This is a genomic window from Capnocytophaga periodontitidis, assembly GCF_016126015.1.
In the GTDB taxonomy this organism is placed as follows: Bacteria; Bacteroidota; Bacteroidia; order Flavobacteriales; family Flavobacteriaceae; genus Capnocytophaga; species Capnocytophaga periodontitidis.
Genome location: NZ_JAEFDB010000002.1, coordinates 124,648 through 150,211, shown reverse-complemented (window position 1 = coordinate 150,211; position 25,564 = coordinate 124,648). Strand labels below are relative to the sequence as shown.

29 protein-coding genes are annotated in these 25,564 nt (G+C 39.4%); 9 read left to right on the top strand and 20 right to left on the bottom strand.

Annotated elements, in window-relative coordinates:
• Positions 1–164: 164 nt before the first annotated feature.
• The gene (locus tag I7X29_RS04945) at positions 165–950 is read right to left on the bottom strand and encodes a lipocalin family protein (protein ID WP_198473088.1); all 786 of its coding nucleotides are present in this window, start codon (positions 948–950) and stop codon (positions 165–167) included.
• A gap of 74 nt (positions 951–1,024) precedes the next feature.
• Positions 1,025–1,813, bottom strand: coding sequence for a lipocalin-like domain-containing protein (locus I7X29_RS04940; RefSeq protein ID WP_198473086.1), 789 nt, complete (start codon positions 1,811–1,813; stop codon positions 1,025–1,027).
• A gap of 369 nt (positions 1,814–2,182) precedes the next feature.
• Here I7X29_RS04940 and aspA point away from each other — a divergent pair, with 369 nt between their 5' ends.
• Complete coding sequence (aspA, locus tag I7X29_RS04935; RefSeq protein ID WP_198473084.1) at positions 2,183–3,574, top strand: aspartate ammonia-lyase; 1,392 nt, start codon at positions 2,183–2,185, stop codon at positions 3,572–3,574.
• A 264-nt stretch (positions 3,575–3,838) separates the two neighbouring features.
• Here aspA and I7X29_RS04930 read toward each other — a convergent pair whose 3' ends face one another.
• The 9 genes from I7X29_RS04930 to I7X29_RS04890 all read right to left on the bottom strand — a co-directional run bounded on the left by I7X29_RS04930 (position 3,839) and on the right by I7X29_RS04890 (position 11,206).
• The gene (locus I7X29_RS04930) at positions 3,839–4,669 is read right to left on the bottom strand and encodes a helix-hairpin-helix domain-containing protein (RefSeq protein ID WP_198473082.1); all 831 of its coding nucleotides are present in this window, start codon (positions 4,667–4,669) and stop codon (positions 3,839–3,841) included.
• 19 nt (positions 4,670–4,688) lie between these two features.
• Positions 4,689–5,426 carry a 23S rRNA (guanosine(2251)-2'-O)-methyltransferase RlmB gene (gene rlmB / locus I7X29_RS04925; RefSeq protein WP_198473080.1) on the bottom strand — a complete coding sequence of 246 codons (738 nt, stop codon included), beginning with the start codon at positions 5,424–5,426 and terminating at the stop codon, positions 4,689–4,691.
• Between the two features lie 15 nt (positions 5,427–5,441).
• A complete protein-coding gene (locus I7X29_RS04920) occupies positions 5,442–6,005 on the bottom strand; it encodes a hypothetical protein (protein WP_198473078.1) in 564 nt (187 codons plus the stop codon).
• A gap of 212 nt (positions 6,006–6,217) precedes the next feature.
• Positions 6,218–6,742 carry a hypothetical protein gene (locus tag I7X29_RS04915; RefSeq protein WP_198473076.1) on the bottom strand — a complete coding sequence of 175 codons (525 nt, stop codon included), beginning with the start codon at positions 6,740–6,742 and terminating at the stop codon, positions 6,218–6,220.
• On the bottom strand, positions 6,727–7,737 hold the full coding sequence (locus I7X29_RS04910; RefSeq protein ID WP_198473074.1) for an adenylate/guanylate cyclase domain-containing protein: 1,011 nt from the start codon (positions 7,735–7,737) through the stop codon (positions 6,727–6,729). The genes I7X29_RS04915 and I7X29_RS04910 overlap by 16 nt, the downstream gene beginning before the upstream one ends.
• A gap of 123 nt (positions 7,738–7,860) precedes the next feature.
• Positions 7,861–8,628: a hypothetical protein gene (locus tag I7X29_RS04905; protein WP_198473072.1), complete on the bottom strand. Its 768-nt coding sequence runs from the start codon at positions 8,626–8,628 to the stop codon at positions 7,861–7,863.
• Positions 8,629–8,724: 96 nt separating this feature from the next.
• Positions 8,725–9,507: a glycoside hydrolase family 16 protein gene (locus tag I7X29_RS04900; RefSeq protein WP_198473070.1), complete on the bottom strand. Its 783-nt coding sequence runs from the start codon at positions 9,505–9,507 to the stop codon at positions 8,725–8,727.
• 65 nt (positions 9,508–9,572) lie between these two features.
• On the bottom strand, positions 9,573–9,893 hold the full coding sequence (locus tag I7X29_RS04895; protein ID WP_198473068.1) for a hypothetical protein: 321 nt from the start codon (positions 9,891–9,893) through the stop codon (positions 9,573–9,575).
• 158 nt (positions 9,894–10,051) lie between these two features.
• A complete protein-coding gene (locus tag I7X29_RS04890; RefSeq protein ID WP_198473066.1) occupies positions 10,052–11,206 on the bottom strand; it encodes a serine hydrolase domain-containing protein in 1,155 nt (384 codons plus the stop codon).
• A gap of 151 nt (positions 11,207–11,357) precedes the next feature.
• Between I7X29_RS04890 and I7X29_RS04885 the strand changes: the two genes are divergently transcribed.
• The 8 genes from I7X29_RS04885 (at position 11,358) to I7X29_RS04850 (ending at position 15,819) form a co-directional block, all read left to right on the top strand.
• Entirely contained in the window at positions 11,358–11,900 is a 543-nt protein-coding gene (locus tag I7X29_RS04885) for a 3-oxoacyl-ACP synthase (protein WP_198473064.1), read from the top strand.
• A 60-nt stretch (positions 11,901–11,960) separates the two neighbouring features.
• Positions 11,961–12,191 carry a hypothetical protein gene (locus I7X29_RS04880; protein ID WP_198473062.1) on the top strand — a complete coding sequence of 77 codons (231 nt, stop codon included), beginning with the start codon at positions 11,961–11,963 and terminating at the stop codon, positions 12,189–12,191.
• A gap of 91 nt (positions 12,192–12,282) precedes the next feature.
• Positions 12,283–12,525, top strand: coding sequence for a toxin-antitoxin system, antitoxin component (locus I7X29_RS04875; RefSeq protein WP_198473060.1), 243 nt, complete (start codon positions 12,283–12,285; stop codon positions 12,523–12,525).
• Positions 12,497–12,787, top strand: a complete 291-nt coding sequence (locus tag I7X29_RS04870; RefSeq protein WP_198473058.1) for a type II toxin-antitoxin system RelE/ParE family toxin — start codon at positions 12,497–12,499, stop codon at positions 12,785–12,787. Before I7X29_RS04875 ends, I7X29_RS04870 begins: the two co-directional genes overlap by 29 nt.
• A gap of 90 nt (positions 12,788–12,877) precedes the next feature.
• Positions 12,878–13,612 (top strand): leucine-rich repeat domain-containing protein, encoded by a 735-nt coding sequence (locus I7X29_RS04865; protein ID WP_198473056.1) that lies wholly within the window; start codon positions 12,878–12,880, stop codon positions 13,610–13,612.
• Positions 13,613–13,753: 141 nt separating this feature from the next.
• The gene (locus tag I7X29_RS04860) at positions 13,754–14,011 is read left to right on the top strand and encodes a phosphopantetheine-binding protein (protein ID WP_002674344.1); all 258 of its coding nucleotides are present in this window, start codon (positions 13,754–13,756) and stop codon (positions 14,009–14,011) included.
• A 2-nt stretch (positions 14,012–14,013) separates the two neighbouring features.
• Positions 14,014–15,210, top strand: a complete 1,197-nt coding sequence (locus I7X29_RS04855; RefSeq protein ID WP_198473054.1) for a beta-ketoacyl-[acyl-carrier-protein] synthase family protein — start codon at positions 14,014–14,016, stop codon at positions 15,208–15,210.
• Between the two features lie 12 nt (positions 15,211–15,222).
• Positions 15,223–15,819, top strand: a complete 597-nt coding sequence (locus tag I7X29_RS04850; protein WP_198473052.1) for a ribonuclease HII — start codon at positions 15,223–15,225, stop codon at positions 15,817–15,819.
• A gap of 53 nt (positions 15,820–15,872) precedes the next feature.
• Here the strand turns inward: I7X29_RS04850 and I7X29_RS04845 are convergent, their stop codons facing one another.
• From I7X29_RS04845 to I7X29_RS04805, 9 genes are all read right to left on the bottom strand, one after another.
• Positions 15,873–16,961 (bottom strand): restriction endonuclease subunit S, encoded by a 1,089-nt coding sequence (locus I7X29_RS04845; RefSeq protein ID WP_198473050.1) that lies wholly within the window; start codon positions 16,959–16,961, stop codon positions 15,873–15,875.
• A gap of 20 nt (positions 16,962–16,981) precedes the next feature.
• A complete protein-coding gene (locus I7X29_RS04840) occupies positions 16,982–19,024 on the bottom strand; it encodes an HsdM family class I SAM-dependent methyltransferase (protein WP_198473048.1) in 2,043 nt (680 codons plus the stop codon).
• 240 nt (positions 19,025–19,264) lie between these two features.
• A complete protein-coding gene (serS, locus tag I7X29_RS04835) occupies positions 19,265–20,536 on the bottom strand; it encodes a serine--tRNA ligase (protein WP_009412759.1) in 1,272 nt (423 codons plus the stop codon).
• Between the two features lie 56 nt (positions 20,537–20,592).
• Positions 20,593–20,940 carry a hypothetical protein gene (locus I7X29_RS04830; RefSeq protein WP_198473046.1) on the bottom strand — a complete coding sequence of 116 codons (348 nt, stop codon included), beginning with the start codon at positions 20,938–20,940 and terminating at the stop codon, positions 20,593–20,595.
• Between the two features lie 88 nt (positions 20,941–21,028).
• Positions 21,029–21,292, bottom strand: a complete 264-nt coding sequence (locus tag I7X29_RS04825) for a SemiSWEET family transporter (protein ID WP_009412761.1) — start codon at positions 21,290–21,292, stop codon at positions 21,029–21,031.
• Positions 21,293–21,357: 65 nt separating this feature from the next.
• Entirely contained in the window at positions 21,358–21,795 is a 438-nt protein-coding gene (locus tag I7X29_RS04820; protein ID WP_198465744.1) for an RrF2 family transcriptional regulator, read from the bottom strand.
• A gap of 19 nt (positions 21,796–21,814) precedes the next feature.
• A complete protein-coding gene (locus I7X29_RS04815) occupies positions 21,815–22,960 on the bottom strand; it encodes an acyl-CoA dehydrogenase family protein (RefSeq protein ID WP_198465745.1) in 1,146 nt (381 codons plus the stop codon).
• 278 nt (positions 22,961–23,238) lie between these two features.
• A complete protein-coding gene (locus I7X29_RS04810; RefSeq protein ID WP_198473044.1) occupies positions 23,239–24,393 on the bottom strand; it encodes a DUF1735 and LamG domain-containing protein in 1,155 nt (384 codons plus the stop codon).
• Positions 24,394–24,405: 12 nt separating this feature from the next.
• On the bottom strand, positions 24,406–25,542 hold the full coding sequence (locus tag I7X29_RS04805; RefSeq protein ID WP_198473043.1) for a glycoside hydrolase family 18: 1,137 nt from the start codon (positions 25,540–25,542) through the stop codon (positions 24,406–24,408).
• Positions 25,543–25,564: the final 22 nt, after the last annotated feature.

The following is a 25,564-nucleotide window of genomic DNA, read 5'->3' as shown; positions in this document are numbered from 1 at the left end:
CTTTTTAAATCATTCTCCCACGGATTTCACTACAAAAATAACTAAAAAATAGTTTTTTATCACTTTAAAATAAAAATAGTGAATGTTGTTTTTACAATTTATTAGACAAGTCGGACGTGTCAGACGAGGCAGATTCCTGAAACCTGACCTCTGAAACCTAACACCTATTTTACTTTGGTAAAGTGCATTACTACACGTCCGTTATTGGTATCTACGGCAAAAGTCATATAGTGGTTGTTGTTGGAGAAATTGATATCCCACAACTCCTTTTCCGCAGGGTCGCTTACGTTGTAGTACTTACCCCCTTCTTTTACCCATTTGTAGCTGTTTATTGTTTTATTACATTGCCCATTTTCTGGATAATTAAGGTATAGGGTAGCTCCCAAAGAGTGGGCTACTATTTCGCCGTATAAGCATTCGCCGTTCTTTACAATAAATTCTTGTTGCCTCACTACGTATTTGGTCATTAGCCAACGACCTGTAAGTGGGTCGAGGTGGCTGTAATCTACACCTTTTTTGTGGCGGACAGTTATTATATCATTTATCCCATCATAATAACGCAAGATGAGTTCTTTATCTTTCATCTCGTATTTAACAGAAGAGGTATTCCCTTTTTTTCCAGTTGGAGAATCGTTGGAAATGGTCATATGAAAAGTACCGTTGGAGGAGGTATAATCATAATAAATAGGGTTATATTGGCAGTTATTGTTATTATCTAACAAATACGATTCCAGCTTTATTTTTTTATCAGCTATTGACCAATAGCTTTGCTCAGAGCAAGTATTAGGAATACTCCATCGCATTCCTTTATTATTTTCATCGGCGTAAAGAACATATCCATACCAATCCCCATTGAGCGAAGTGCTACCTCCGCCGTTGTCGTCGTCTTTCCCACAAGAGGAAACGAATAATGTTGTGGCAACGAGTGCCGAAAAAATGATTTTTTTCATATAATTATTATTTAATGTTGTTTATTATCAGACGCGTCTGACGAGGCTGAAACCTGTCCCCTGACACCTGAAACCTATTTTACTTTGGTAAAGTAGAAAGTTACTAAACCATTTTGGCTTTGCGCGCTGTAGGAAAGCTTGGTGTTATTCTCTGAAAAGACAAGCGCCAACTCCTCTTTCTTTTGAGGATTGGTAATATCGTAATATTTATTGCCTTCTTTTACCCATTTGAAAGTTTCTACAGTCCCTTGGCATTGCCCGCTTTGGTTAGGAACTTTATAATAGAATGAAAACCCTAAAGAACTAGCTACTACCTCTCCATTCAAGCATTCACCTTCTTTTACAAGGCGCTCCGTTTGCCCTACGGTAGCTTTAGTCATTTTCCAATGTCCTACAAAAGGATCGAGATAACTATAGTCTACCCCTTTTTTGTGGAGAACATTTATTTCTTCCTGTTGTCGATTATTTTTAAAGCGAAGGATAAGTTCCTTGTCCTTTATTTCGTATTTTACAGAGGCTGTTCCCCCTTTGTTTCCATTAGGAGAATCATTGGCAACCGTGACATCAAAAACGCCATTAGTAGCCGTATAATCGTAATACACTGGAGTGTATTTGCACTCAGAACCTTCTTGGTAATACCATTCGTGCTTTATTTTTTTATCCGAAATTGAAAAATAAGTTTTTTTAGCGCAATTGTCAGAAATTGCCCAGCTTTTTCCATTACCATCGGGGTCATTATAAATGCTGTAAAGATACCAATCCCCATTGAGCGAAGTGTTACCTCCGCCGTTGTCGTCGTCTTTCCCGCAAGAGGAAACACATAATGCTGTGGCAACGAGTGCCGAAAAAATTAGTTTTTTCATATAATATTTGTATTATCCTCTCTCGCGTTCCCTCTCTCGCAAGGAGAGAGGGGCAATCTGGTTAAGAGGGGTTAAAAAATAATGTTTAATATTGTTTGTGATTTATCGGACGAGGCGGACGTGTCAGACAAGTCAGATTCCTGACGCGTCAGACGAGGCTGACACCTGAAACCTGACCCCTGAAACCTATCATCGGGGCAAATGTAATAAAAAATAGTTTAATATCCTAATTTAAGTGTGTGGCAATAGATTTTTATTACCAAAAGTTTATACTTCTTTTTCTTTTTTATATCAGAAATCTTTCGTAATTTTACCGCGATTTTTTCTAATTCCTATTTCCTAATTTCTAACGACTAATAATAAATAATTATGACAAAATTTAGAACAGAATCAGACCTTATCGGTGATTTGCAAGTGCCCGCCGATGCTTATTATGGTGTGCAAACTCAGCGCGCTATCGAGAACTTCCGCATTACTGGCACTAAAATGGGTGACTATCCTGCTTTTGTAAAAGCTATCGGCTATGTGAAACTCGCTGCTGCTCAAACTAATCACGCTTTGGGATTATTGCCCGATACACTCCTCAAACCTATTAGTGAGGCTTGTAAAGAAGTGATTGCTGGGAAATTTGACAGTCAGTTTTTGGTGGATATGATTCAAGGGGGAGCAGGTACTTCGGTGAATATGAATGCCAATGAAGTGATTGCTAACCGTGCCTTGGAGCTTATGGGCTATGAAAAAGGTGATTATTCGCACTGCTCACCTAACGACCACGTGAACCAATCGCAATCTACTAACGATGCTTATCCTACCACCGTGAAATTAGCGGTGATTATGATGAATAAATCGCTCATTAAAAAATTGCAATTGCTCATCGAGGCTTTCCGCAAAAAAGGACAAGAGTTTGCCGATGTAATTAAAATGGGTCGCACCCAATTACAAGATGCAGTACCTATGACCCTTGGTCAAGAGTTTGAGGCTTTTGCAGCCAACTTAGAAGAGGAAATCGCTCGTTTGCAAAGCAATGCCAACCTTTTCTTGGAAATCAATATGGGAGGAACGGCTATCGGTACAGGGCTCAACGCTCCTAAAGGCTATGCCAAACTATGTGCTGAGAACTTAGCCAAACTTACTGGCGATGCTTTTGTAACCGCTGCTAACCTCGTAGAAGCTACTCCTGATACTGGTTCTTACGTGATTTACTCATCGGCATTGAAACGTATGGCGGTGAAACTCTCTAAAATTTGCAACGACTTGCGTTTGCTCTCTTCAGGACCTCGTGCAGGACTCAACGAAATCAATCTTCCTGCTATGCAACCAGGTTCGTCTATTATGCCAGGAAAAGTAAACCCTGTAATCCCCGAAGTAGTGAACCAAGTGTGCTACAAGGTGATAGGCAACGACCTTACTGTTACTTTTGCTGCTGAGGCTGGTCAGTTACAATTGAATGTAATGGAGCCTGTATTGTGCCAAAGCATTATAGAATCAATCGTATTCTTAGAACGCGCTATCGATACTTTGCGCACTAAATGCGTGGAAGGCATCACTGCCAACCGCGAGGTGTGCCTCAATATGGTGAAAAACAGCATTGGTATTGTAACAGCTCTCAACCCTCATATCGGTTATAAGAACAGTACCAAAATTGCCAAAGAAGCCTTACAAACAGGTAAATCAGTTTATGATTTGGTATTAGAACACGGATTGCTCTCTAAAGAGAAATTAGATGAAGTGTTAGACCCTAAAAATATGCTACACAATTAGGTAATTAGCAAATTGAAAAATTTGAAAATTAGCAAATTTGGAGATTAAAAGAGGTGGCTTATTGTTGGGCTACCTCTTTAGTTTTATTGGGGCTGTCCGAAAAAGTTTTATTTATATGAGGCTGTCCAAAAAGTTCTTTTTGTTGTATGGGCGTTTACAAAACGCCCCTACATAGCACACTCTAAAAGTGATTGATTATCAGATTAATCAAATTTGCCAAAGGTGTGAGCCGCACAGGCAGGGAACTTTAGCAAACTGTAGCGCCTATTCAATATACAAATACAACTGCAAGCGGGCGATGCGTTCTTTATCAAAACCTTCGATTTGCAAAAGGTCATCAAAAGATTTGATAGCACCGAGTTCTGAACGCAATCCTACAATCTTTTTACCTTCGCCGTATTTCACATAGGGTATTTTGCTCAGTTCATACATATTGAGCGCATTGATATTCTTTTTCTCTATCACGGGAGCGGTTTGTACCTCAAAACGTTCGGCTACACGCTGGTAGACCTCTTTGTCAAGTCCGTATACCTCAGCCACTTGGTCGATATAGGTAAAGCCGTGCAGTTTGTCGCGGTATTTCAAAATACGGTTAGAAAACCCCTCGCCTATGCCGTAGATTTTCATCAGCGCTTCGGCAGTAGCCGTGTTGATATCTTGTTTGGGAAAATGCTTAGAGGAAGCATACTCATAGTTATAAGCAGTTGTTTTGCGATTGTTCACCCAATCGGGGAATTTGAAAGAAGGAGCTATTTTGGCGAGCAAACTATCCGAAACACCCGTTACTTGTTGGAATTCTCGAGCAGAATTTACGTACCTATTCTGTGCGCGAAAGGCTTGCAAACGGTCGATTTGCTCTGGAGTGAGCCCCAGTTTGAAGCCTTTATAATCGGTGATAAAATTAGGATTGAAAGGATAGATAGTATCCTTTTTAAGGGCAGTCGCGAGCGCCCTTAACGAATCCATTTCGCGGTAGCCCAACGCAGTTTCGACGGGAGTGAAAGTATGGCGAAATTCACAGTTGCGAAAGGCGAATTGCAGCGCGACGATAAGAACGAGGAGCAGTATAACTCCTCGAGTTTGTTGGCGGTTCATTGGTGTTAGGAGTTAGAGGTTAGAGGCGTTGTTTTACTACTTCGTATAAGAACACGGCACAAGCTACCGAAACGTTTAGCGAACTGATATCGCCTACCATTGGCAATTTGGCTTTGCTATCTACTACCTTCAGTACAGCAGGCGATACGCCTACATCCTCAGCGCCCATCACAATAGCAGTAGGCACGGTAAAATCTTCGGCGTATAGCAATTGGTTTGTCTTTTCGGTCGCAGCCACTACCCTGATGCCACTGCCTTGTAAGTAGTACACGGCATCTACGAGGTTTTCCACCTTGCAGATAGGCACGCGAAACACAGCTCCAGCCGAGGTTTTGACAGTATCGGCGGTAATGCTCACACTGCCGCGCTTAGGAATGATAATCCCCGAAACGCCTGTACACTCTGCCGTGCGGATAATCGCACCAAAGTTGCGTACATCCGAGAGGTGGTCTAACACGAGGAAAAGCGGTGTGTCTCCGCTTTCGGTAACCGAAATCACCAAATCCTCAAAATTGTGATAATCTACGGGGGAAAGGTTTGCCACTACCCCTTGGTGGTTTTTCTTGGTAAGGCGGTTCAGCTTCTCAACGGGCACATACTGCACAGGCACTTGGGCTGCTTGCAGTAGAGGCATTAACTCTTTAAACAAACCGCCTTGTAAGCCTTTTTGCAAAAAGACTTTATCGATGGTTTTGCCTGCTTTGAGAGCTTCTATCAGGGCACGAATGCCGTATATTTGGGTTTCTTGTTCTTGCATATTATAAGAAGTTAACTACACATTATTAGAACCAGTCATAGTTTTGTCTATTTTCTTTTTTAAATACGAAGCTTTATATGCACTATCGTAAAGTATAAGATTAATATAAAACACTAAAGATATAGAAATCATAAAAGCTAAAACTCTAAGAGTGAAATCTCTTTCTGAAAAGTTATTAACAAAAATAATTGAGCTCAAGATGATGAGAAAAACAACCAATAAAGCAATAATAGCTCCCCATAAAAAAATTTTAAGTATTACTTCTTGCCTATTATTGATATTAACTTTTATATTTCCATTTTCATCTTCTACCAAATATGGAAATATTTTCCTATAATAATCAAAAGTATATTTACCACCAATCTCTTTCTTAAACTTCATTAGTTTTTGAGCAAAAACATAATTAGTTTTAATACCTGTAAGTCTATAAAAAATAATCTCAAATTCTATCTCTTTAAAATCATTTAATCCTTTCTCTTTTAAAAGATTAAATAATTCCGTTTCTTTTTCAATATCTTTTAATCTTCTATTGGTGGATTTATCCCAAAGACTAAGTATAAGTTCTGCTATTTTCTCCATACTCAAAGTTATTAATATCAATCAATAATTGAATTAACCTACTGATTATAAACATTCATCAGTTCTATTCAAAAAAGGGAAAAGACACTACTCAAAGGTAACAATATAATATAAATCAGTAAGAACTATTTTTCAACTATTGATCCATTTTAGTAATATTAAAAACACAACGCAAAGATAATATATTTTTATCAAAAAAGTCAATATTATACTTAGCTAAATGTATTTAGCACTAAAAGTATAAAAAACACTATCAGTGACCAAAATAAGCTATTCAAACTTTTATTGTAAAATAAAAATTTCTCATCTGCTATTTTTGAATTTATATATATTTGATTATTAATATCTTTTAAAAAGTCTTCTTGTGTTTCATTATCAACTTCTTTTTGAAACTCCTCAAACTTCTTTTTTGCTATTAATCCAAAAAATATATTGGAATCTTTTGTGTTTGGTTCTACTCTTGCTTTTAAAGTTTTGAATATATAAGAAAAATTAAAACACAATAAAACAAAAAATACCAAACAAATAATCATCCTAAAAAAATGGATGATATCTAAAAAAGAACCTCCTGTACACTCAAAATGAAGTATTTTATAAAAATCAAATCCTGAGGTAAATAAAATTGTTATTGCAACACCATAAAAAGTTAATACAAAAGAGATTTTGGTATCACAGTTAGAAATCCATTGAGTTACCATTTCTAACCTCTTAATTGCTATGTTTATTTTTGTTTCCATTTTAAATTTGCTCCATATACTTTTTTTAAGTTATTTTTGACATCTATATTTTTTTGTTCATTAAAATAATCTCTAATACTTGGAGATAAACGATCATAAACATTCTCTGTTATGAGTATTGGAGGTATTGCTTGTTTTTCTATTTTTAATGATAATATTTTCGCTCCGAAAAAATTGTATTTATCCGAAAAAGGAGGTTTAAAAAAACTATCACAAGACAAGAAGTCCTCGTATTCTTTTTTTTCATTCTCAGAATGAACGTAAGACTTACCATTATAACTAAAAAAAGGCACAGCTTTTATTATTGGATCTAGATAATTATGGGTAATCATTTCATATTTTACGCGAACAAAATCTATTTCTTTATTTGCTATATCGGTTAACCTTGAAGCTATATTAGCAGGTTTTCCAATCCAAACTAAATTCTTATTCTCTACATTATTATCTCCCTGCCGTATTATACCTACTTTTATAACTCTCATCTTACCATAGTCAATACCTATCCCACATCTAAAATCGACATCACTAAAAACCTTATTCATAATTTTTGAAATATGGTTAATAGATATAGCGCATTCGACTGCATTTTCAGTACAATTTTCTGTAGGAAATACAATCATTACTCTATCTCCTATTATATTTCTGACTTCTCCCGAATGATATTTTGCTATTTTTAACATTGACTTAGTAAAAGCAGTATATATCTTCCCCATCGTATTAGGAGAATGTTCTTCATTCAATTGTACAGAATTTCTTATGTCTACAAACAAAACACAAGTTTCTATCTCTTTACCTTTTTTGTCTTCACCTTTTTCAAAGGTAAGAACAGTATCTCCTCTTGATGGAACTTCTTTAGTGCTTGTATAACTAAACCCTAAATTTTTTACGTCCTTTATATCTAACTCAATTTCAGATAATTTATCTTTTATATTTGAATCATCCATAAAATCGTCACCAAAAATTTCTACTAAGGAAATATCTTCTGTATTTTTCATTCTTTCAATTAATTTACTTTGTATAGTTATCATATTTATATGTTATTTTTAATTTTCGGCAAAAATACTAAAAACTTCTTCTTTCTACAAATATAGTCAAACAAAAGTAGATTGTGAATAAGTTCATTTCAAAAACCTCCACCACTCCACTCCAAAGAATAAACAAAAAACGAATAATACAAGGAGTACTAAACCAGTTATTGTAACATTGGTCTCTATCTTTTTCCAACCTCCATAAATCCCATAAACACTCATACTTAGCTCGAAAAATGGCATTATAGAAGTCATAAAAGCTATAATAATAAAAGGTATAGTGATAACAGATATCCCTTTAGGTAGTAGAAAAATACTTGCACATAAAATCAACATAAATAAAGCTACAGAGCTCATTTCAATCAAAAAACTTATACAGCTATGAGCTACATTCACTGAAGGGTGTTGCAGAATAAAAGGGCGTTGGGTTTTGGCATACTGCTCAGCTTTGGGTTGCTCGTCGATAGGTGTAAAATCGAAGTGTATTTTGTATTTAGGAATGGGGGTATTCACAAAGGCTTTTACTTCAGGCGTGAAGAAAATATTAGGATTAATCATCTTGAGGTCTTTGAGCAAACGTTGCATTGTATCACCGTCCAACACATTGTAACGCAAGTATTGTGGTGTTTTGCCTTTCACAGCAAATTCATAGTAAATACAATAAGTAGTTGTGCCTCTATAGTAAGTCCCTTTTTCATAACATCGCACCGAGAGTATATCCTTTATTTTGATAGGTTTCATATTAGGGAGAGGAGCGCAAGTAGTCCTCAGCACGCCGTTTTCAATATGAACAGCGTACTCGCAAAGTCCTAAAGAGAAGACTCTTAAAGCGGCACTGGCTTTGTATTTTCTTTCCATTTTTTATTTTTCTTAAAAGCCCACGAATTTCACGAATTTTCACCCGACGGTGAATTATTTTGTAAATTCAGATACTTTCTCACACCTCAATAACAATCAATCAGTTTTTTGGTAATACCGCACCCAATCTATGTACATTTTTACGGGCTTTTTGAAGGGTTTTACATCTCCTACCCAACTGCCACCAAGTTGCATATCAATTAGCAGGTAGTAAGGTTCTTGTGTGAAAGGATATTGTCCTTCGGTTTCTTTTTCGGGTATACGTGGGTAAGTGAGTGAAAGACTATCGTTTACATAAAGACGTACCGCTTCCTTATCCCATTGTACAGCATATACATTGTAGTCAGTTGGGCGAATGGGGGCTGTTGCTGAGTGTTTGGGGTACTTCGTATTGCCATTTTGGGTGTAGGGCGAATGTACGGTTTGGTATACAAAAGCATCGTGGTTGAGGCGCTCAAGAATGTCAATTTCACCTCCTTTAGGCCATTTAATGCTCTGAGGAAGCATCCAAATGGCAGGCCAAGAACCTTGTACGCCCTCTAACTTACAGCGCACTTCTATCCTCCCAAAAGTAAAATACATCTTGCCTTTGGTAAAAACACCTCCGGTAATGTACTGATTAGGGTCGGTTTTGTGGCGTGGGTTGGGTTTGCCCGACAAAATGAGGTTACCTTTTTTAATTTTAAACAGACTTTTGTGATCACTCATTGTATTGCACCAATCAATTTTTTCACAACGGGGGATTTTAGACCATACAGCCGTTGAGAAGATGTCTTTGCGATTAAAATCGTCTTCCCATACCAATTGCCACGCAGTTGAAGTTTGCGAATAAGTTTTGACAATAGTAACTAAAACTATGAATAATAATACTTTTTTCATTCTATTTTTATTAAAAGCCTACGAATTTTCACGAATTTGGGACTACATACCTCTTACTTCTTACCTCAACAAAACTCCCATTCTAATTGGTTTTTGGGATTTTCGGCTTCCCAATAACGTTTCCACTGTTCTAAATCAGCGGTGATTTCGTGATAAACAGGCAGTTTTTTCAAGGCTCCACTGCGCATAAAAAGTATTTTTATCTTGCGATGCCCTACATCCGATGAAAATATATGCCACATCGTATCATTGATATGAGGCTCCTGACCGGTATGAATGAAAAAAGCATCGTTGAGTGCCTCTATAAAACCTATATAGGTTCTGCACTTACTCGCCTCCACCATCGCGATATATTCTTTTTCTTCTTCAAAAGGAAAATCTTTCATAATTATAGTCAAACAAAAATAAATTGTGAATAAATTGCAGTCCCTGCGCGAAAGGTTTTATTAGTGTGGGCAGTTGCAAAACCTATTAGTGTGGGCGTTTGCAAAACTTATTGGCGTGGGCGTTTGCAAAACGCCCCTACAGCACTGACACCTGAAACCTAAATCCTGACCCCTAACATCTTATACGCCTCATCGATATAGTCGTAGATGTCTTGAGGGTAGATAATTTCTTCGGAGGGTTTGGAGGCAGTGTGGTGTCCTAAGCGCACAATGATAACATCATCAGTGAGGTTGGCAATCACATATTGCCCTAAGTGTCCGCGCATCATAAAGAAATGAATTCCTTTGTAGTCTAACAACCACCAGCCATAACCATACTGCGGACTCTCGGCAAAGCGCGGTTGTACTGAGGTGGCTACAAAAGTGGAGTCTAACAACTGTTTGCCATTCCATTTGCCGTGGTCGCGATAGAGTTTCCCCAAACGCGCAAAATCACGTGCATTAGAGGCAATACAGCAATATGCTTTTTCCAATCCGCTCTCCTCGCTATCCAATTGCCAAAGGGCATCACTCTCACAACCCATTGGTTGCCAAAGACTTTCGGTAAGGTATTGGGTAAGCGTTTTACCCGTAGCTTTTTCTAAAACCATCCCCAAGAAGAAAGTATTTCCACTGAGGTATTTAAACGATTTCCCTGGGGGTGAAGTAATTTTTAAGTGCAACATCTTCTCGCGAAACTCCTTGTCAAAATAAGCGCGAGTAGTGATAGAGAAAGGGTTGTAGTACGACTCGTCCCAATCGAGACCCGACGCCATAGAAGAGAGGTCACCTACTGTTAGCTGTGCCGCAAAACCTTCTTTGTATTCAGGAAAAAAATCACTCACCTTTTGGTCGAGGCTCTTGATATAGCCATCGGCTATAGCCCTACCCAAAAGTGCTGACACATAGCTCTTCGCCATAGAAAACGAATTGCTCATACTTTTAGAGTTGTAATTATCAAAATACTGTTCGTGCCAAATGCTATCCCCTTTGATGATGAGAAAAGCCACAGTGCCGTATTTTTGATGTGCATTTTGCAGTTCGGGGGTTTCGGGAGTTTTGTTGTAATCCAAAGAAATCGCCCAAGGTTGAGCGGCGGAACTTTTGGCAATCGTACGATTATCAAAATACGTATAATCATCGAGGAAAGTAGTGGTATGCCCTGTACCATAGACCATTGCCACCGCTTTGAGGATATAGCCATAGCCGGTGAGGTAGAGTGTACCTATCACTAAACACAAGAAGCAAAGCAAGCCTAATAAAAACTTTTTCATAGAGAAGCATTTTTGTTACTGCCGACAAAGATACTACATAATTAGCGAATTAACAAATCGGTAAATTTGTAAATTAGTGAATTAGCTAATTAGCAAATTGATAAATTATTCCTACCTTTGCCCACAAATAACAACTTTTCACTATTCACTTATGAAGACCTGCACTATAGAAAACAACACCATCACTCTAAACGGCTCAGTGCTTTTCACTGATAAAAGCGACTCATTTGCCGATTTCTCCAAAAAAGCCCTCAAAGCCCTGCAAATGGAGTATCCTAAATTCTTCAAAATGGATAACCTCAGCAAGCTCGCTTTTTTAGCCAGCGAAGTTCTCTTACGTCCGTTTTCACAATCCGAGAAAAACGGTGTAGCCTTAGTATTTGCGAATCGCTCTGCCAGCCTCGACACCGACCGCAAACATCAGGCATCTATTGCCAATCCACAGGAATATTACCCCAGTCCCGCTGTGTTTGTTTACACCCTTCCCAACATCTGTTTAGGTGAAATAAGCATACGTCACCAACTGAAAACCGAAAACAGTTTTTTTGTATTCGATAGTTACGAGGAGGCACAACCCTTTTTAGAGCAATACAGCAACTCGCTTTTAGCGCAAGGCAAAGCCCAAAGTGTACTAATGGCGTGGGTTGAGTTTTTAGACGATGATTATAGAGCAATTTGCCAATTAGCAGATTAGGAAATTAGCAAATTTGAGTAAAAACAATCAGTTATTTTTCATTGCGTTTATAAAGAATTTATGGATTTATACGAAGAAACTGACCTTCTTATCAACATTTTAAAGCAGAAAGGAGCTACTGAAATAGCAACACAATTATCCGATAGTATAAAATATAGTGCTATAGGAACAGAAATATTAATGAAGATAAAGTATCATTTAAACGAGGTTTTAAAAACACCTCAAAACTATGATGAAACCATAGTTTCTTTAGCTAAAAGCATAGAGAACAGAATTACAAATGCTTTATAACCTTCATTGCACAATTTGCTAATTTTCAAATTTGCTCATTTGCTAATTCTTCACTACCTTTGCCGTTGTATAACTTTAAAAGTAAAAAATAATGAATACCATAATATTAAAAAATCAATTAGATTTTCAGCAGTACCAATTAGCAGTAAAAGCTTTGGCTGATATGGGAATAGAGGTTGCTGAACCTGAAGATTCCTTTGGAATTACGGAAGAAGATATCCGCAGTATAGAGCGCGCACGCGAAGATATCAAACACGGAAGAGTGTATAGCAATGAAGAGGTTTTTAATGAAGCAAGAGCATACTATGAAAGTTTTTTGGACAGAAGAAGCTAAAATTGAATTTAAACAGACTCTGATGTATTGGACAATCCATAATATGTCGGATTCTTATTCTAAAAAGATTGATGCAGAAACGCTTAAATTAGTAAAGGAAATTACTATATCTCCTTATTTCTTAGCTAATTATGTAGAAACTATAGATGCTTATAAAAGAGTTTTCTTTAAAAGTAGATTTATTTTGTATTACCAAGTAGATGAGGAAAACGATACAATCTATATTTTGCACTTCCGCAGCAGCTTTCAAAAACCCTTGTAATCTCTAAACTGAAAAACTAGCCTTTAAACCCTTGTTAGTTGAAATTAATTTTATACATTTGCACCGTAAAAACTTAAAAAATTACATTCAATGAAAAAATTTTTATTACTTTTTTCAGTTTTTGCTCTTTTTGCTTGTAAAAAAGATAGCGACGACTCAATTCCAGCTTCTGATTATGAACTGAGTGCTGATGGATTTACCTTAGTAAAGTGGAAAAATGAGAATACCTCCGTTCTTGATATGCAAGCGGATGGCACCCTTAGCAAGGTAAAAATTATAGGTGAAGAAGCTTTTTATGCTCATAAAAAGTTAGGCACTATCACTTTACCTAATGGTCTAACAAATATTGGCAAAGAGGCTTTTTATGCGACTAAAATCAATAGTATCACCATTCCTGCGGGAGTACAAGTGATAGGCAAAGAAGCCTTTATGGGATCCCTTCTTACTACTGTTCAGTTTTCAGAAGGACTTATTACTATTGATGAGGACGCTTTCAATTCGTGTCAGATTCCAACTCTCAAATTCCCTGAAAGTCTACAAGCTATTGGTAGAGATGCTTTTCATTATAACGATGCAATCGTTTCGGTTACTTTTCCTAAAAATATACAAAACATAGGAGTTTTTGCTTTCTATTCTTGTAGTAAACTCACTTCGGCTACTTTTAAAGGAGCTAATCCACCACAAACAAGTTTTCCTGTTTTCAACAATGCAACCAACAAAATAGCACATATCTATGTGCCTAAAGGGAGACTCAGCGTTTATAAAAGTGATACTCATTTAAATTTCCAGAATCACTACGACAATGAGATTTCCGAAGAACCCTAAAATAGTTTTTTACAACAAACTTAATAAAGTAGAGATGAGTGATTCATCTCTACTTTTTTTGTTACATAATTTGCTAATTTCTAAAATTTGCTCATTTGCTAATTCTTCACTATCTTTGCCCCCTAATAATAACTTTTTATAATGGACGCACTTATTTTAGAACTCAAGAACAAAATTATTGAAGTACTCAACTTAGAAGAAGTAACCCCCGAGGATATCGATGAAAACGAGCCCCTCTTCGGCACTGGTTTAGCTCTCGACTCTATCGATGCTCTCGAACTTATCGTACTACTCGACAAGAATTACGGTATCCGCTTAGACGACCCTAAAAAAGGAAAAGAAATCTTCCAATCGGTGAAAACAATGGCTGATTATATCACCGCTCACCGCACTAAATAGCGATGCCGAAAAAAGTAGTCATCACGGGAATGGGAATTAACTCTTCGATAGGTAACACTGTCGGAGAGCATTTTTATGCCCTTACCCATCGCCAAGCTGGTATCAGCAGGATTGAAAATGTAGCAACCATTCACGCCGACCACATCAAGGTAGGCGAAATCAAACGCACGAACACTGAGCTTATTACCGCTTTGCGATTACCCGAAGTGAACGCCTATTCACGTACCTCTCTCTTGGGGATTATCGCCTTGCAGGAAGCCATTGCCAATGCTGGTCTTACCCCTTCAGCCCTCACTCACTGCGGACTCATTATGGCTTCCACGGTGGGGGGTATGGATATGACCGAAAACTATTTTTTCCGCTATGGCGATGATGAACCCCTACGACGCTATATCACTACTCACAACATAGGCGAGGTAACTCACCAAATCGCCGATTACGTAGGCATAAAAGGCGTTGTAACTAGCGTGAGTACTGCCTGCTCTTCTTCGGCAAATGCCATCATAACAGCTATCAACCTGCTTCGTACTGGCAGAGCCAACTGTCTCATTGCTGGTGGTGCCGATGCCCTCTCTAAATTCACTATCAATGGTTTTAATACCTTGATGATTCTCTCTGATACCGACTGCACTCCTTTCGACCAACATCGCAAGGGTTTAAACTTAGGGGAAGCAGGTGCTTTTTTGGTATTGGAAACCGAAGAAAATGCCCTACAACGTGGGGCTACTATACTAGCAGAAATCAAAGGGTGGGGCAATGCCAATGACGCTTATCATCAAACAGCCTCCTCCGCCGATGGTGAAGGCGCGTTTTTAGCAATGCAAAAAGCCCTACAAACAGCAGGATTAACCCCTGCTGACATTGATTATATCAATGCACACGGCACAGCTACCGTAAACAACGATCTCTCCGAAAGTCGCGCCTTGATACGCATTTTTGGCGAGCACGTCCCCGATTTTAGTTCTACCAAAGCCTTTACGGGGCATACTTTGGCAGTAGCTTCGGCAGTAGAAGCGGTATTTAGTGTATTAGCCTTACAACACGGGGTAGTATTCCCTAACCTAAACTTCAGCACTCCAATGGAAGAAGTGCCTATCCGCCCACAAACCGAACTGAAATACAAACCTATACAGCACGTGCTTTCTAACTCCTTTGGCTTTGGAGGCAACTGCTCGACACTTATTTTAGGTAAGAGATAAGAGGTAAGAGATATGTTACAATTATTCTATCATTCTTCATTAGAAGCGGGTACGGATGAGGCCGGGCGCGGTTGTTTGGCGGGTCCTGTAACAGCGGCAGCTGTGATATTGCCCCCCGACTTCAAAAACGACCTCCTCACCGACTCTAAACAACTCACCGAAAAACAGCGCAACCTCTTGCGACCTATCATCGAGCGTGAGGCGGTGGCTTATGCCATTTGTCACGTACTCCCTGCCGAAATAGACGAGCTGAACATCCTTCGCGCTTCTATCACGGCTATGCACCGCGCTATTGCGCAGCTCTCCCCTACCCCTGAATTTATTGCAGTAGACGGCAATAAGTTTGTGCCTTACCAGAAAATTCCTTATGCATGTGTGGTGAAAGGCGACGGCAAAATACAAACCATCGCGGCAGCTTCGATACTTGCGAAAACCTACCGCGATGCCTATATGGAAGACCTTGCCCAGCAATACCCTGAGTACCATTGGCAGCAAAACAAAGGATATCCCACCCCCGAACACCGCAAAGCTATCGCCGAACACGGCGCTACTGAGCACCACCGCAAAACATTTCAGTTACTGCCCGTGGAACAGTTGAGTTTGTTTTAGGGGATAGGAAAAGCCAGCTGGGGGGCTGGCTTTGTTGTTTTATGGGGAGATTGTTATTTTATGGCTTCTTGAGTAGCTTGTATTTTCTTTTCGGCATAGAGGACGACTTCTTTGATGACTACTTTATGAATGGCAGAGATGTAGGTGTTCATAAAGTCATAATCGGGGGTGCCGTTTTTAGTGGGGAGGAAAATATTTAGCTCATCTGCATCTTTAGCATAAAAGTTACGTGAATAACTGAATTGCCCTGCATAAGATACTTTGTGTATAGCTGAAGTTACAAAAATAGCGGCATATTTGGGTACTTTTTCGGTATGCACAACAGCTATATGGTCATCTCCTCCATAAGAATAGTTTCTGTATTTGGCTGAACCGAACATATCAATAGTTGTGGTATTCTCAGAAAAGATAGTTACTTTGTTTCCTATAAAATCTGAAATACCTGTATCGGCTTCACCTGCGGTTACAAAAGGTAATTTCCCTGTTATACGGTCGGCACTTTTTAGTCGTTTTCCGCGTGTAGCATTACCATATAAATCATTTAAATTATATTCTTTCCACTGTACTTTATCTAAGCTGTTTAGCACTTTTTCTTCTTCCTCAGTAAGGGTGTAGTCTTTAAGCCCTGTAATGGTTAAGTAAGCTTCCAGCTCAGCTATACTCTGAGCTTCCAGCTCAGCTATAAAGGTTTCCATAAAGGCAAAATCTATGGCTCCGTTATGGGTGGGGAGGAGGATTACATGCTTTTTTATGTCATCCAATTTATACCCTCCTTGTTGCCCATTATATAAAGAAACAAATTTTTGTACATTTGCTACAAAAAAATAAGCTATTTTTTTATTCCATTTTGATATAATAGGTTTGGGAGTTAATTTATTAATATTTTGAGAACAATAGTAGGGCTGTTCCTGAAATTTGACATATTTATAATTTCCTATGACAGTAGCCGTAATAGTATAAGGAGCATTAGGCTCAAAATCTTGTTTTTTTATTTTTCCTTGTATTCCGTTATCTTCAAAAGTTCTTCCTACAAAATTAATTCCGTTATCTAAAAAATCTATAGCATTACTATCTAAAGATTTTGTTCCAACAATATAAAATAGTTCTTGCAACTGAAAATTAGCCCACTTAGTTTGTTGCATTTTTTTTATTAAGTGGGCGTTTATTTTCCCAAGTGTTCATCGGGGGTGTTTTGGGTTTTCAGTAGGTTGGTTACTTCCCAAGCGAGGTAGTCGGCGACTGTTTTTTTGAAGTCGGCGAGGGTGGGGATGGTATCTACAGGGGCAGATTGGTTCCAATCAGCACCGTTTTTAGGATCGATAGTGCCTTCATAGTATTCTTTTTCGGTAAAAATATGTAGCTGACTTTTGCCAAAGCGCACTAATTTTACCAATTCGGCATATCGTTCTTTAGCTTGGTAGGTGTCTTTGAGGTTATTCCTTGACTTTTTCCGGTTGGTACGGGTGTAGCCATCGTTACTAAAGTCTATGAATTTTACAATTTCTTCCTTTTGGTGTTTTTCTCCTACTTTGAAGACGTAGATGTTTGTTTGTACGCTGGATTTGCCTATGAAGAGGTCAACAGGCATTTTGATACTTGCTACAAGGGTATGCTGCTCTAAGATACGTTGGTTGAATTCTTTGGCTTTTCCTGAACCTGCTGAATTCTGAATAATGATAGCTGCATAGCCTTTTTGCATCATATTTAGTGCGGTTTCTACAAATATCATTCCGTTGCCTTCTGCGGAATAGGGAGGATTGAGCACGAAGGCATCGGCGGGGAATTTTTCCTTTTTACCAAAGGCGTAGTTTCCGTCAAAATTAGTTAGAGAGTCTTCATTGAGGATGTTAGAGCTGCCATCGCCCATCATAATCATATTGAGGACGGCTAATATATAGACACTGGGTAGGTGTTCTACACCTAAGAGTTGTTTAGCTTTAATATGGGCTTCTTTGGCTCGTAGGGCATCGGGTGAGATAATGTTTTCTTTGGCATCGGCGAGCATTTCGTTCATTGCGGCGACTAAGAGTCCGGCAGAGCCTGTGGCAAAGTCCCATACGTAGGAATCTTTGCCTACGCGGGCGAGCTTGACTAATAGGGTAGCTACGTAAGAAGGGGTAAGTACTACATCGTTCTGCTTATCTTGTGAGAAACCGAGCCAAGCATACATTTCGTTGAAGAGCTTTCCTGTGAAGTCAGTCGTAAGACCTATTTTGTAGTAAATACCCAGATCGTCTACAATTTTGGTAAAGACGCGTTTAAGCTGGCTTTCGCCATTGGTGGCTTTGTTGATATTGTCGGTTAAAAGGGTATTGGAAAGGGTGCGAACTATTAGCTCTCGTTTGTCTTCGGCTAAGTCTCTTTCTTTTAAAAAGGCTTGTATTTTTCTAATAACAATATCGCCATCACGGTTGCCTGTTTCGGGTGATGACTTGAGTTCGTTTTTCTCTAAGGGTGCTACTTTGCCCGCCACACCCAAAGTAGCGATAATAGCAGCGGCTACTAAATAAATACGGTCTTTTTCATCTAATCCTTTTTCATTTTCGTAAATATCGTTATTAAGCTTGGTAAGGCTGGCGTCAATCTCTTGTTCGCGCTGTTGTTTGATATGCTCAAATTCTTCGGGACTTAGACTTAGGCTTTTTACTTGCTGTACAAAAGTGTCGAAGTTTTCTTTCTTCAGAAAAGAAAGGTCGGTAAACTGGGCTACTTCTTGCCCTACACCTAAGTTTGCTTTGGCTACATAATAGACACCTATTTTAGGGGTGATATTTCCCTTATTGTCTTTTTCGCCGGTTACTCCTATGGCGATAATATCGGTAAAGGAAGTGTGGTGTAATAGGGCATTGGCGTAGTGTACGGCTCCGTTTACGGCGAATGTGTTGATATTTTTGAAGTGGGGTTCGTTTTTTGCGGTACGATTTTCTACATTGCCTTCGCTATCTTTTTTTACAAGTTTATCAGGATACCCTTTGTATTCTATAAGGATAGGGTAATAGTCGAGGTTTTTGTCCTGCAAAAGCAGCTTAGCATCGGGGCGGTTGGCTCCAGCTCCTCCGTTTTTGGTGAAATAGTCTTTGAGTGCTTTGTCTATTTCATCGTTAAGGGGTTCTTGCTCTAACTTGTAGTCTAACTCATAGTTTTTGAGCCAGCCATTTACAAGGTCGGCTATATTGGGTTCTATGCTTTGTATACTTTTTGCCATATGATGAATATTTTCTTTGAGGGGACAAAGGTAGGGATAATTTGCAAATTAGGCAATTAGCTAATTAACTTATTTGTTAATTTTCTAATTGGCTCATTGTTTTGATGATTTGATAGAGATTAGGGAGCAGGAGAAAAAATTAGCAAATTGGTGAATACAAAAAAACTTTGCCAAAGGTACGAGTTGTATGGCTAGGACTTTTGGCAAAGTGTGTGATTTGTTGATTTTTATATTTGCTTATTAATTGATAATATCAAAGCCGGTGTATTTTCTGAGGATTTTGGGGACTACAATACCTTCGGGGGTTTGGTAGTTTTCTAAAATGCCTGCTAATACGCGCGGAAGGGCTAATGAACTGCCATTGAGGGTATGCGCTAAGCGGTTCTTACCGTCGGAGTCCTTGAAACGCAATTTGAGTCTGTTGGCTTGGAAGGTTTCAAAATTTGATACTGAACTTATCTCTAACCATTTTTCTTGAGCGGTGGAATATACCTCGAAATCGTAGGTTATGGCTGAAGTAAAGCCTAAATCACCTCCACACAAGCGCAAAATATGGTAAGGGAGTTTCAGTTCGTTGAGGATACCTTTCACGTGTTCTATCATTCCTTCTAATGCCTTGTAAGAATTATCGGGGTGCTCGATGCGCACAATCTCTACTTTGTCGAACTGGTGCAAGCGGTTGAGTCCGCGTACGTGAGCGCCATAGCTACCGGCTTCACGGCGGAAGCAAGGGGTATAGGCAGTGCAGCAAATAGGCAAATCGCTTTCGTTTAACAATGTATCGCGGAAGATATTCGTAACAGGCACCTCGGCAGTAGGGATGAGATAGAGATTATCAACCCCTATGTGGTACATCTGTCCTTCTTTATCAGGCAACTGACCGGTGCCATAGCCTGAGGCTTCATTCACCACGTGAGGCACTTGGAATTCGTTGTAACCTGCCTCGGTATTCTTGTCGAGGAAGTAGGTAATGAGAGCGCGTTGTAGTTTAGCGCCTTTGCCTTTGTATACGGGGAAACCTGCGCCGGTGAGTTTTACGCCTAACTCAAAATCGATGAGGTCGTATTTTTTGGCGAGTTCCCAGTGTGGCAAAGCATCTTTACCCAAGTTAGGGATTTCACCTGCCTCGAATACTACTACGTTATCGGCTTCGGAAGTACCTTCGGGCACTAACTCGTTAGGGATGTTAGGCACACGATAGAGCAAATCATTGAGCTGCTCTACAGTAGTGTTGAGGGTGTCGGTAAGGGTTTTGATATCCTCTTTAAGGGTGGCTGTTTGCTCTTTCAGCGCATTGGCTTTATCGGTTTCTCCTGCTTTAAAAAGGGAGCCGATTTCCTTAGAAAGGTTGTTAGATTTCGCCAATGTTTCATCTAATGAAAGCTGAGTAGCGCGACGTTTTTCGTCTAAGGCGATGATGTTGTCTATGAGATGCAATTCTTTGAAATTGCGTTTTTTAAGTCCGCTGAGTACGCGGTCTTTTTCTTCTCTAATAGTGTTTAGTTGTAACATATCTTTGGAAAATTAGCAAATTAGAAAATTAGCAAATTGGTTAATTGGCAAATTGGTTAATTGGGAAATTCTTCTGTAACATTCTCCCAGCTATCATAGCTGTAGGGGGTGTTGTTGTAGAAGGCTTCAAAAGGTGCAAAGGCTTCGTCGGCGGTTTCTACAAAGGTACGGTAATGTGTGAAGGCATCGGGTGAGTGGTACACGCGCGCTTCTACTTGATAACGGCTTTTTTCGTCGAGTTCTTCATTTTCTAAAATCGTCTGCACGTAGTCGCCGGTATCGCCATCTTCTGAGAAAACGACAAAACGATGTCCGCTATAAGGCAATTCATCGATAAGGGTTTTAATCTCAGGGAGGGTTAAAACGACGGGAGCGTGATACTCATCGGTAGTGATTCTTTTCATTTTATTTAGCAGGGGATATGTATTTCAACTTTGCCAAAGTTTCGAGCCACACTGGCAAGAAACTTTGGTAAAGTGTGTGATACCCTAATTACAAAGCAGTTGCAAAGGCAAATAGACCAAAGACAATACCTGGTAAGTTAGCTAATAATATAGGATAGTCTCTTTTGGGTTTTTTGAAAAATCCATATATCACCCATAACGAGCAGTTAATTGCTGCCACCAAAGGCTGTATAGGGTTTCCTTTGTGTCCTGCAAGGTTATCACTGATTTGTGGTATGTATGACACATACATACTAATAGAGGCAGCCATTGCTACCCAACCTAAAATGTTAAAGAGTTTTCCGTTCTCCATAATATATAATTGTTTTTAAGTTTCTTTATTTTAGCCTTTGGTAAAGTGTAATGTTGATTAGCAAATTACTCTGTGGGGGATAGGAATGCAGTTTTATCAGCAATTTTTTTAGCGAAAGAGGCGATGGAATTATCGGCGAGTTCGCGCATAAAATTGTCTCTGAAAGGCTGTACGGAATTGTGCAGCGGACAGGGTTTTTCGGACGAGCATTCTTTGAAGCCCATAGCACAAGAGGTGAATTTCTCGGCTTCGCCAATATGCTTTACGACGTTCATCAAAGGGGCTGCTTTTTCTTCATCGGTAAGCCAAAAGCCTCCTCCGGGTCCTTTATTGGAGCTAATAACCTTTTTTCGGGCTAATATTTGTAATATTTTTGCCAAAAAGGAGGTAGGAATATGTAACGCTTCGGCGATGTCCTTGGGGGCTAACCTCTTGGTAGGTGAAGCGTATAGTGCTAAGTAGATTACTGCATTGATGGCGTACTTACTGGAATTGGATAACATAATTAATTGCTTTCGTTTATTATGAGTTTTTATCTATTTGACGAGTGATGACTAACTTTTGTATTTCGGTAGTACCTTCACCTATAGTACATAATTTAGAGTCACGGAAGAATTTTTCTACCGGAAAATCTTTGGTATAGCCATAGCCTCCGTGAATTTGAATGGCTTCGGTAGCTACACGCACACACACTTCGGAACTGTACATTTTAGCCATTGCTCCTGATAGGGTTACACGCTGTCCGTTATTTTTCTGAAAAGCGGATTTGTGCAAGAGCAGTTCGGAGGCTTCGATTTCGGTAGCCATATCGGCGAGTTTGAAGCCAACGGCTTGTAAATCAATTAGGCGTTTGCCGAATTGCATACGTTCTTTGGCGTATTTAAGAGAGGCTTCGTAAGCGCCTTTGGCGATACCCAAAGAAAGTGCCCCTATAGAGATACGTCCGCCGTCCAATATTTTCATCGCTTGGATAAAACCGTCGCCTATTTCGCCGAGTCGGTTGGCATCGGGGATGCGACAGTCTTGGAAAATCATTTCGGCGGTTTCGCTAGCGCGCATACCGAGTTTGTTTTCTTTTTTACCTGCACTGAAGCCCTTAGTACCGCGTTCTACCGCAAAGGCAGTAATACCGTGCTTGTCGCCTTTTTCGCCCGTACGAGCAATCACTACAGCGATGTTGCCACTTTTGCCGTGGGTGATAAAGTTCTTGGTGCCGTTGAGCACCCACTCATCACCATCTTTGACAGCGGTAGTAGCCATTCCGCCGGAGTCGGAGCCGGTGTTGTGTTCGGTGATGCCCCACGCTCCTATCCATTCGCCAGAAGCTAATTTGGGCAACCAGCGTTGTTTTTGTTCCTCGTTGCCAAAACTGAGGATGTGATTGGTACAAAGGGAGTTGTGAGCAGCTATAGAGAGCCCTATGGAGGGGTCGACTTTTGAAATTTCTTCAACAATAGCGATATAATCGTGGTAGTCGAGGGCTGAACCTCCATAGATTTCGGGGACTAATATGCCCATAAAACCGAGTTCTCCTGCTTTGCGGAATACTTCTAATGGAAATTCCTGACTTTCATCCCATTCCATCACGTGGGGACGGATATATTTTTCAGCGAAGTCCTTAGCGGCTTCGGCTACCATCTGTTGTGTTTCAGAAATGTTAAAATTCATTCGTTATATGCTTATATCTAATACCAAGGGGCAAAGGTACAAAATAATTACGAATTACGAATGATTAATGAGAAAAAAGAATTACGAATGACGAGGGACGAGGGACGAATGACGAGAGACGAATGACGAATGACGAGGGGAGATTGCAAAATATATAAATATATAGGGGCGTTTGCAAAACGCCCCTACATAACATAGTTCAAAGATAATTGATTATTAAGACAATTGGTTATCAGAATAATCGATTTTGGTAAAGTGTGTGATTTACAATATTACAATTATTCTGAAATTCTCATTTCGACAACATCAGGTTCTACGGAGAGACCTCTTCCGCTTTGATAAGCACCACGTCGTGAGGTGGCATCACGGTGGTTTTTAGACTGGTCTTTCACATAGTAGTTACCGTCTTTTTGATATACATCAGTACCATTGAGTTTCCAATAGCCAAAGAGACCTTCGCTGTTAGGATCTACCCCAAGTTTGTTGTTTTTAAGCTCGTTGGCGGTACGTGCTACACTCCATACGCGGCATTCGCACATTTTACCTTTCCAAGTACGAGTGCCATCGTAATCGTAAGCATAACCTATAAAGAAGTCACCATTGAGATTAAAGCTACTAACTGAGGCAGTTTTTTCGGCTACACGTTCTCCATCTACATAGATTTCAGCGCGTTTGGTAGCGCCATCAAACACAAGGGCAACGTGATACCATTGTTTGGCAGCGAATTTTTTAGAAGGGTTGAATTGTACATTTCCAGCTACTTGTATTTGGTCGGGATCTACGGTAGTATCACCAAAACGGAAGATAAGATTTCCTTCAGCTCCCATTATTGTACTGAGTTTTACAAAAGTATCTACATAAATCATTGCCTCATAAGTAAGCGCATTGAATTTTGCCTTTTCGTCCATTGGGATAGAGAGGTATTTTCTACCATTAAAATCGAATACTTTGTTGATAACAATAGGTTTAGCCACCTCTACAAATAAGGTTTTAGCTTCGATAGTAGGAACACTTGCATCGGCTATAGTTACAGGAATTACATAGGTATTCCCCTCTTGGATAGTTGAAAGGTTTTTAAGAGCTAACTGGCAAGGTTCGGCATAAACACTTCCTTTTTTAATTACAGTACTATTTTTCTGTAAACTGAAGTTATTTGCGGGCATCATTTGGTATTTAGTGCCGTTTTTAGCATTATAGTCGGCTACCATTTGGGCATCACCTATTTGGTAGGTTACATTCACATCGCTATCGCTGATATTAGAGATACGAGCTGTGATGTTGAAAGCGTGACTACTAACATTATCTTCTAATTTGAGTCGTTGTTGGGCTTGCTCAAAATAGACTTTGGTTTCCAACAATTCGTTTTCTTTGTCTTTACAAGCGTTCAGAGCCAAGAAAGCGAAGATTCCTATACAATATTTTATAAATTTCATAAGGCTGTAGTTTTAGGGTTGTGGATGTTTTTTCATATACTCGGCATAAGATTTATGCATCAAATAGATAGCTTTGCGCATCCATTTATAATCGGGCTGATTGTCGTAGTCGTTATCCATACGATAAGCGCCTACACCTCCTTTAGGTCCTTCAGATGAATTATATTCAGCTTGGTCGAGCAAAGCTCCTCCTGTTTGTGAATGAGACTCAAAATTTTCAGTAAAAATGTGTTTGCGGGTATTGTAATACTTTCCAAAAGCATTTTTAACTCCTTGTACCCTATAATCAAGATATCTATCACCATAGGCTTGAGAGATAAAATAATCAAAATAAGGAGCTGATTCTTTTTTCACATTCCACAATTCACCATCTACTAACAAATAGCGACGTTTGCCTGTATCGACAGTAGCTTTAGGGCCTAAGTATTTACCGAGTTCTTCTACCAAAACGTGCAAATACTCACCTCTTTCATAACCACCTTTTAGGTTACCGAAACCATCGCCAGCACCATCGGGTTCCCAGTCGATATCAAGCCCATCGTAATCGTATTTTACGATAGTATCGCAGAGCGCTTTGGCATATTTTCTAATAGCGGCAATATGGTCGGTAGAGCTTTGTACGCCACTGGTATAGCCCCAATAGGCTTCTTGTGCTTTTTTGATTTTATCGTTGAGCATCGCTTGAGAGTCACCTGGGTTTTCAGCTTTTATTTTATCGGCGATTGAAGAAGGGGTGATACCTGTACCGATATTGTGCAAGATAAAGCACACAAACACTTTAGTACCTTTTACCTTTTGCACATAAGCTTTATCGGCTTTTTTAGCTTCGCTGATACCAAAGGGGCCACTCCACATTGATACCATATCGATACTATCGGGCAAAGCAGATAAATAGCCCTTGCGCACACTACCTTCGGGCGACCAGTTACTAAACCAACCAAAGGACACGGGGCGACCATAGTTTTCGGCAGTTTTTTTCCAAGCGCGCAAGGAAGCATAATGCGCATCGCGCTCTTCGGGGCTGAGGGTATTGGCACCCCCGTTGTGGTCTATTTCTTTAGGCTCAATTTCCGTCCACTTGCTGCAAGAAGTGAGGGATAGCCCTATTGCAAGTATTGCTATAGTAATAGCTTTAGATATATACTTCATAACTTTCATAGTATTTTAAACG

Excerpts from the sequence above, each read along its gene's own strand:
- I7X29_RS04945 (WP_198473088.1), bottom strand. The coding sequence starts at position 950 with ATGAAAAAAATCATTTTTTCGGCACTCGTTGCCACAACATTATTCGTT.
- I7X29_RS04940 (WP_198473086.1), bottom strand. The coding sequence starts at position 1,813 with ATGAAAAAACTAATTTTTTCGGCACTCGTTGCCACAGCATTATGTGTT.
- aspA (WP_198473084.1), top strand. The coding sequence starts at position 2,183 with ATGACAAAATTTAGAACAGAATCAGACCTTATCGGTGATTTGCAAGTG.
- I7X29_RS04930 (WP_198473082.1), bottom strand. The coding sequence starts at position 4,669 with ATGAACCGCCAACAAACTCGAGGAGTTATACTGCTCCTCGTTCTTATC.
- rlmB (WP_198473080.1), bottom strand. The coding sequence starts at position 5,426 with ATGCAAGAACAAGAAACCCAAATATACGGCATTCGTGCCCTGATAGAA.
- I7X29_RS04920 (WP_198473078.1), bottom strand. The coding sequence starts at position 6,005 with ATGGAGAAAATAGCAGAACTTATACTTAGTCTTTGGGATAAATCCACC.
- I7X29_RS04915 (WP_198473076.1), bottom strand. The coding sequence starts at position 6,742 with ATGGAAACAAAAATAAACATAGCAATTAAGAGGTTAGAAATGGTAACT.
- I7X29_RS04910 (WP_198473074.1), bottom strand. The coding sequence starts at position 7,737 with ATGAAAAATACAGAAGATATTTCCTTAGTAGAAATTTTTGGTGACGAT.
- I7X29_RS04905 (WP_198473072.1), bottom strand. The coding sequence starts at position 8,628 with ATGGAAAGAAAATACAAAGCCAGTGCCGCTTTAAGAGTCTTCTCTTTA.
- I7X29_RS04900 (WP_198473070.1), bottom strand. The coding sequence starts at position 9,507 with ATGAAAAAAGTATTATTATTCATAGTTTTAGTTACTATTGTCAAAACT.
- I7X29_RS04895 (WP_198473068.1), bottom strand. The coding sequence starts at position 9,893 with ATGAAAGATTTTCCTTTTGAAGAAGAAAAAGAATATATCGCGATGGTG.
- I7X29_RS04890 (WP_198473066.1), bottom strand. The coding sequence starts at position 11,206 with ATGAAAAAGTTTTTATTAGGCTTGCTTTGCTTCTTGTGTTTAGTGATA.
- I7X29_RS04885 (WP_198473064.1), top strand. The coding sequence starts at position 11,358 with ATGAAGACCTGCACTATAGAAAACAACACCATCACTCTAAACGGCTCA.
- I7X29_RS04880 (WP_198473062.1), top strand. The coding sequence starts at position 11,961 with ATGGATTTATACGAAGAAACTGACCTTCTTATCAACATTTTAAAGCAG.
- I7X29_RS04875 (WP_198473060.1), top strand. The coding sequence starts at position 12,283 with ATGAATACCATAATATTAAAAAATCAATTAGATTTTCAGCAGTACCAA.
- I7X29_RS04870 (WP_198473058.1), top strand. The coding sequence starts at position 12,497 with ATGAAAGTTTTTTGGACAGAAGAAGCTAAAATTGAATTTAAACAGACT.
- I7X29_RS04865 (WP_198473056.1), top strand. The coding sequence starts at position 12,878 with ATGAAAAAATTTTTATTACTTTTTTCAGTTTTTGCTCTTTTTGCTTGT.
- I7X29_RS04860 (WP_002674344.1), top strand. The coding sequence starts at position 13,754 with ATGGACGCACTTATTTTAGAACTCAAGAACAAAATTATTGAAGTACTC.
- I7X29_RS04855 (WP_198473054.1), top strand. The coding sequence starts at position 14,014 with ATGCCGAAAAAAGTAGTCATCACGGGAATGGGAATTAACTCTTCGATA.
- I7X29_RS04850 (WP_198473052.1), top strand. The coding sequence starts at position 15,223 with ATGTTACAATTATTCTATCATTCTTCATTAGAAGCGGGTACGGATGAG.
- I7X29_RS04845 (WP_198473050.1), bottom strand. The coding sequence starts at position 16,961 with ATGCAACAAACTAAGTGGGCTAATTTTCAGTTGCAAGAACTATTTTAT.
- I7X29_RS04840 (WP_198473048.1), bottom strand. The coding sequence starts at position 19,024 with ATGGCAAAAAGTATACAAAGCATAGAACCCAATATAGCCGACCTTGTA.
- serS (WP_009412759.1), bottom strand. The coding sequence starts at position 20,536 with ATGTTACAACTAAACACTATTAGAGAAGAAAAAGACCGCGTACTCAGC.
- I7X29_RS04830 (WP_198473046.1), bottom strand. The coding sequence starts at position 20,940 with ATGAAAAGAATCACTACCGATGAGTATCACGCTCCCGTCGTTTTAACC.
- I7X29_RS04825 (WP_009412761.1), bottom strand. The coding sequence starts at position 21,292 with ATGGAGAACGGAAAACTCTTTAACATTTTAGGTTGGGTAGCAATGGCT.
- I7X29_RS04820 (WP_198465744.1), bottom strand. The coding sequence starts at position 21,795 with ATGTTATCCAATTCCAGTAAGTACGCCATCAATGCAGTAATCTACTTA.
- I7X29_RS04815 (WP_198465745.1), bottom strand. The coding sequence starts at position 22,960 with ATGAATTTTAACATTTCTGAAACACAACAGATGGTAGCCGAAGCCGCT.
- I7X29_RS04810 (WP_198473044.1), bottom strand. The coding sequence starts at position 24,393 with ATGAAATTTATAAAATATTGTATAGGAATCTTCGCTTTCTTGGCTCTG.
- I7X29_RS04805 (WP_198473043.1), bottom strand. The coding sequence starts at position 25,542 with ATGAAGTATATATCTAAAGCTATTACTATAGCAATACTTGCAATAGGG.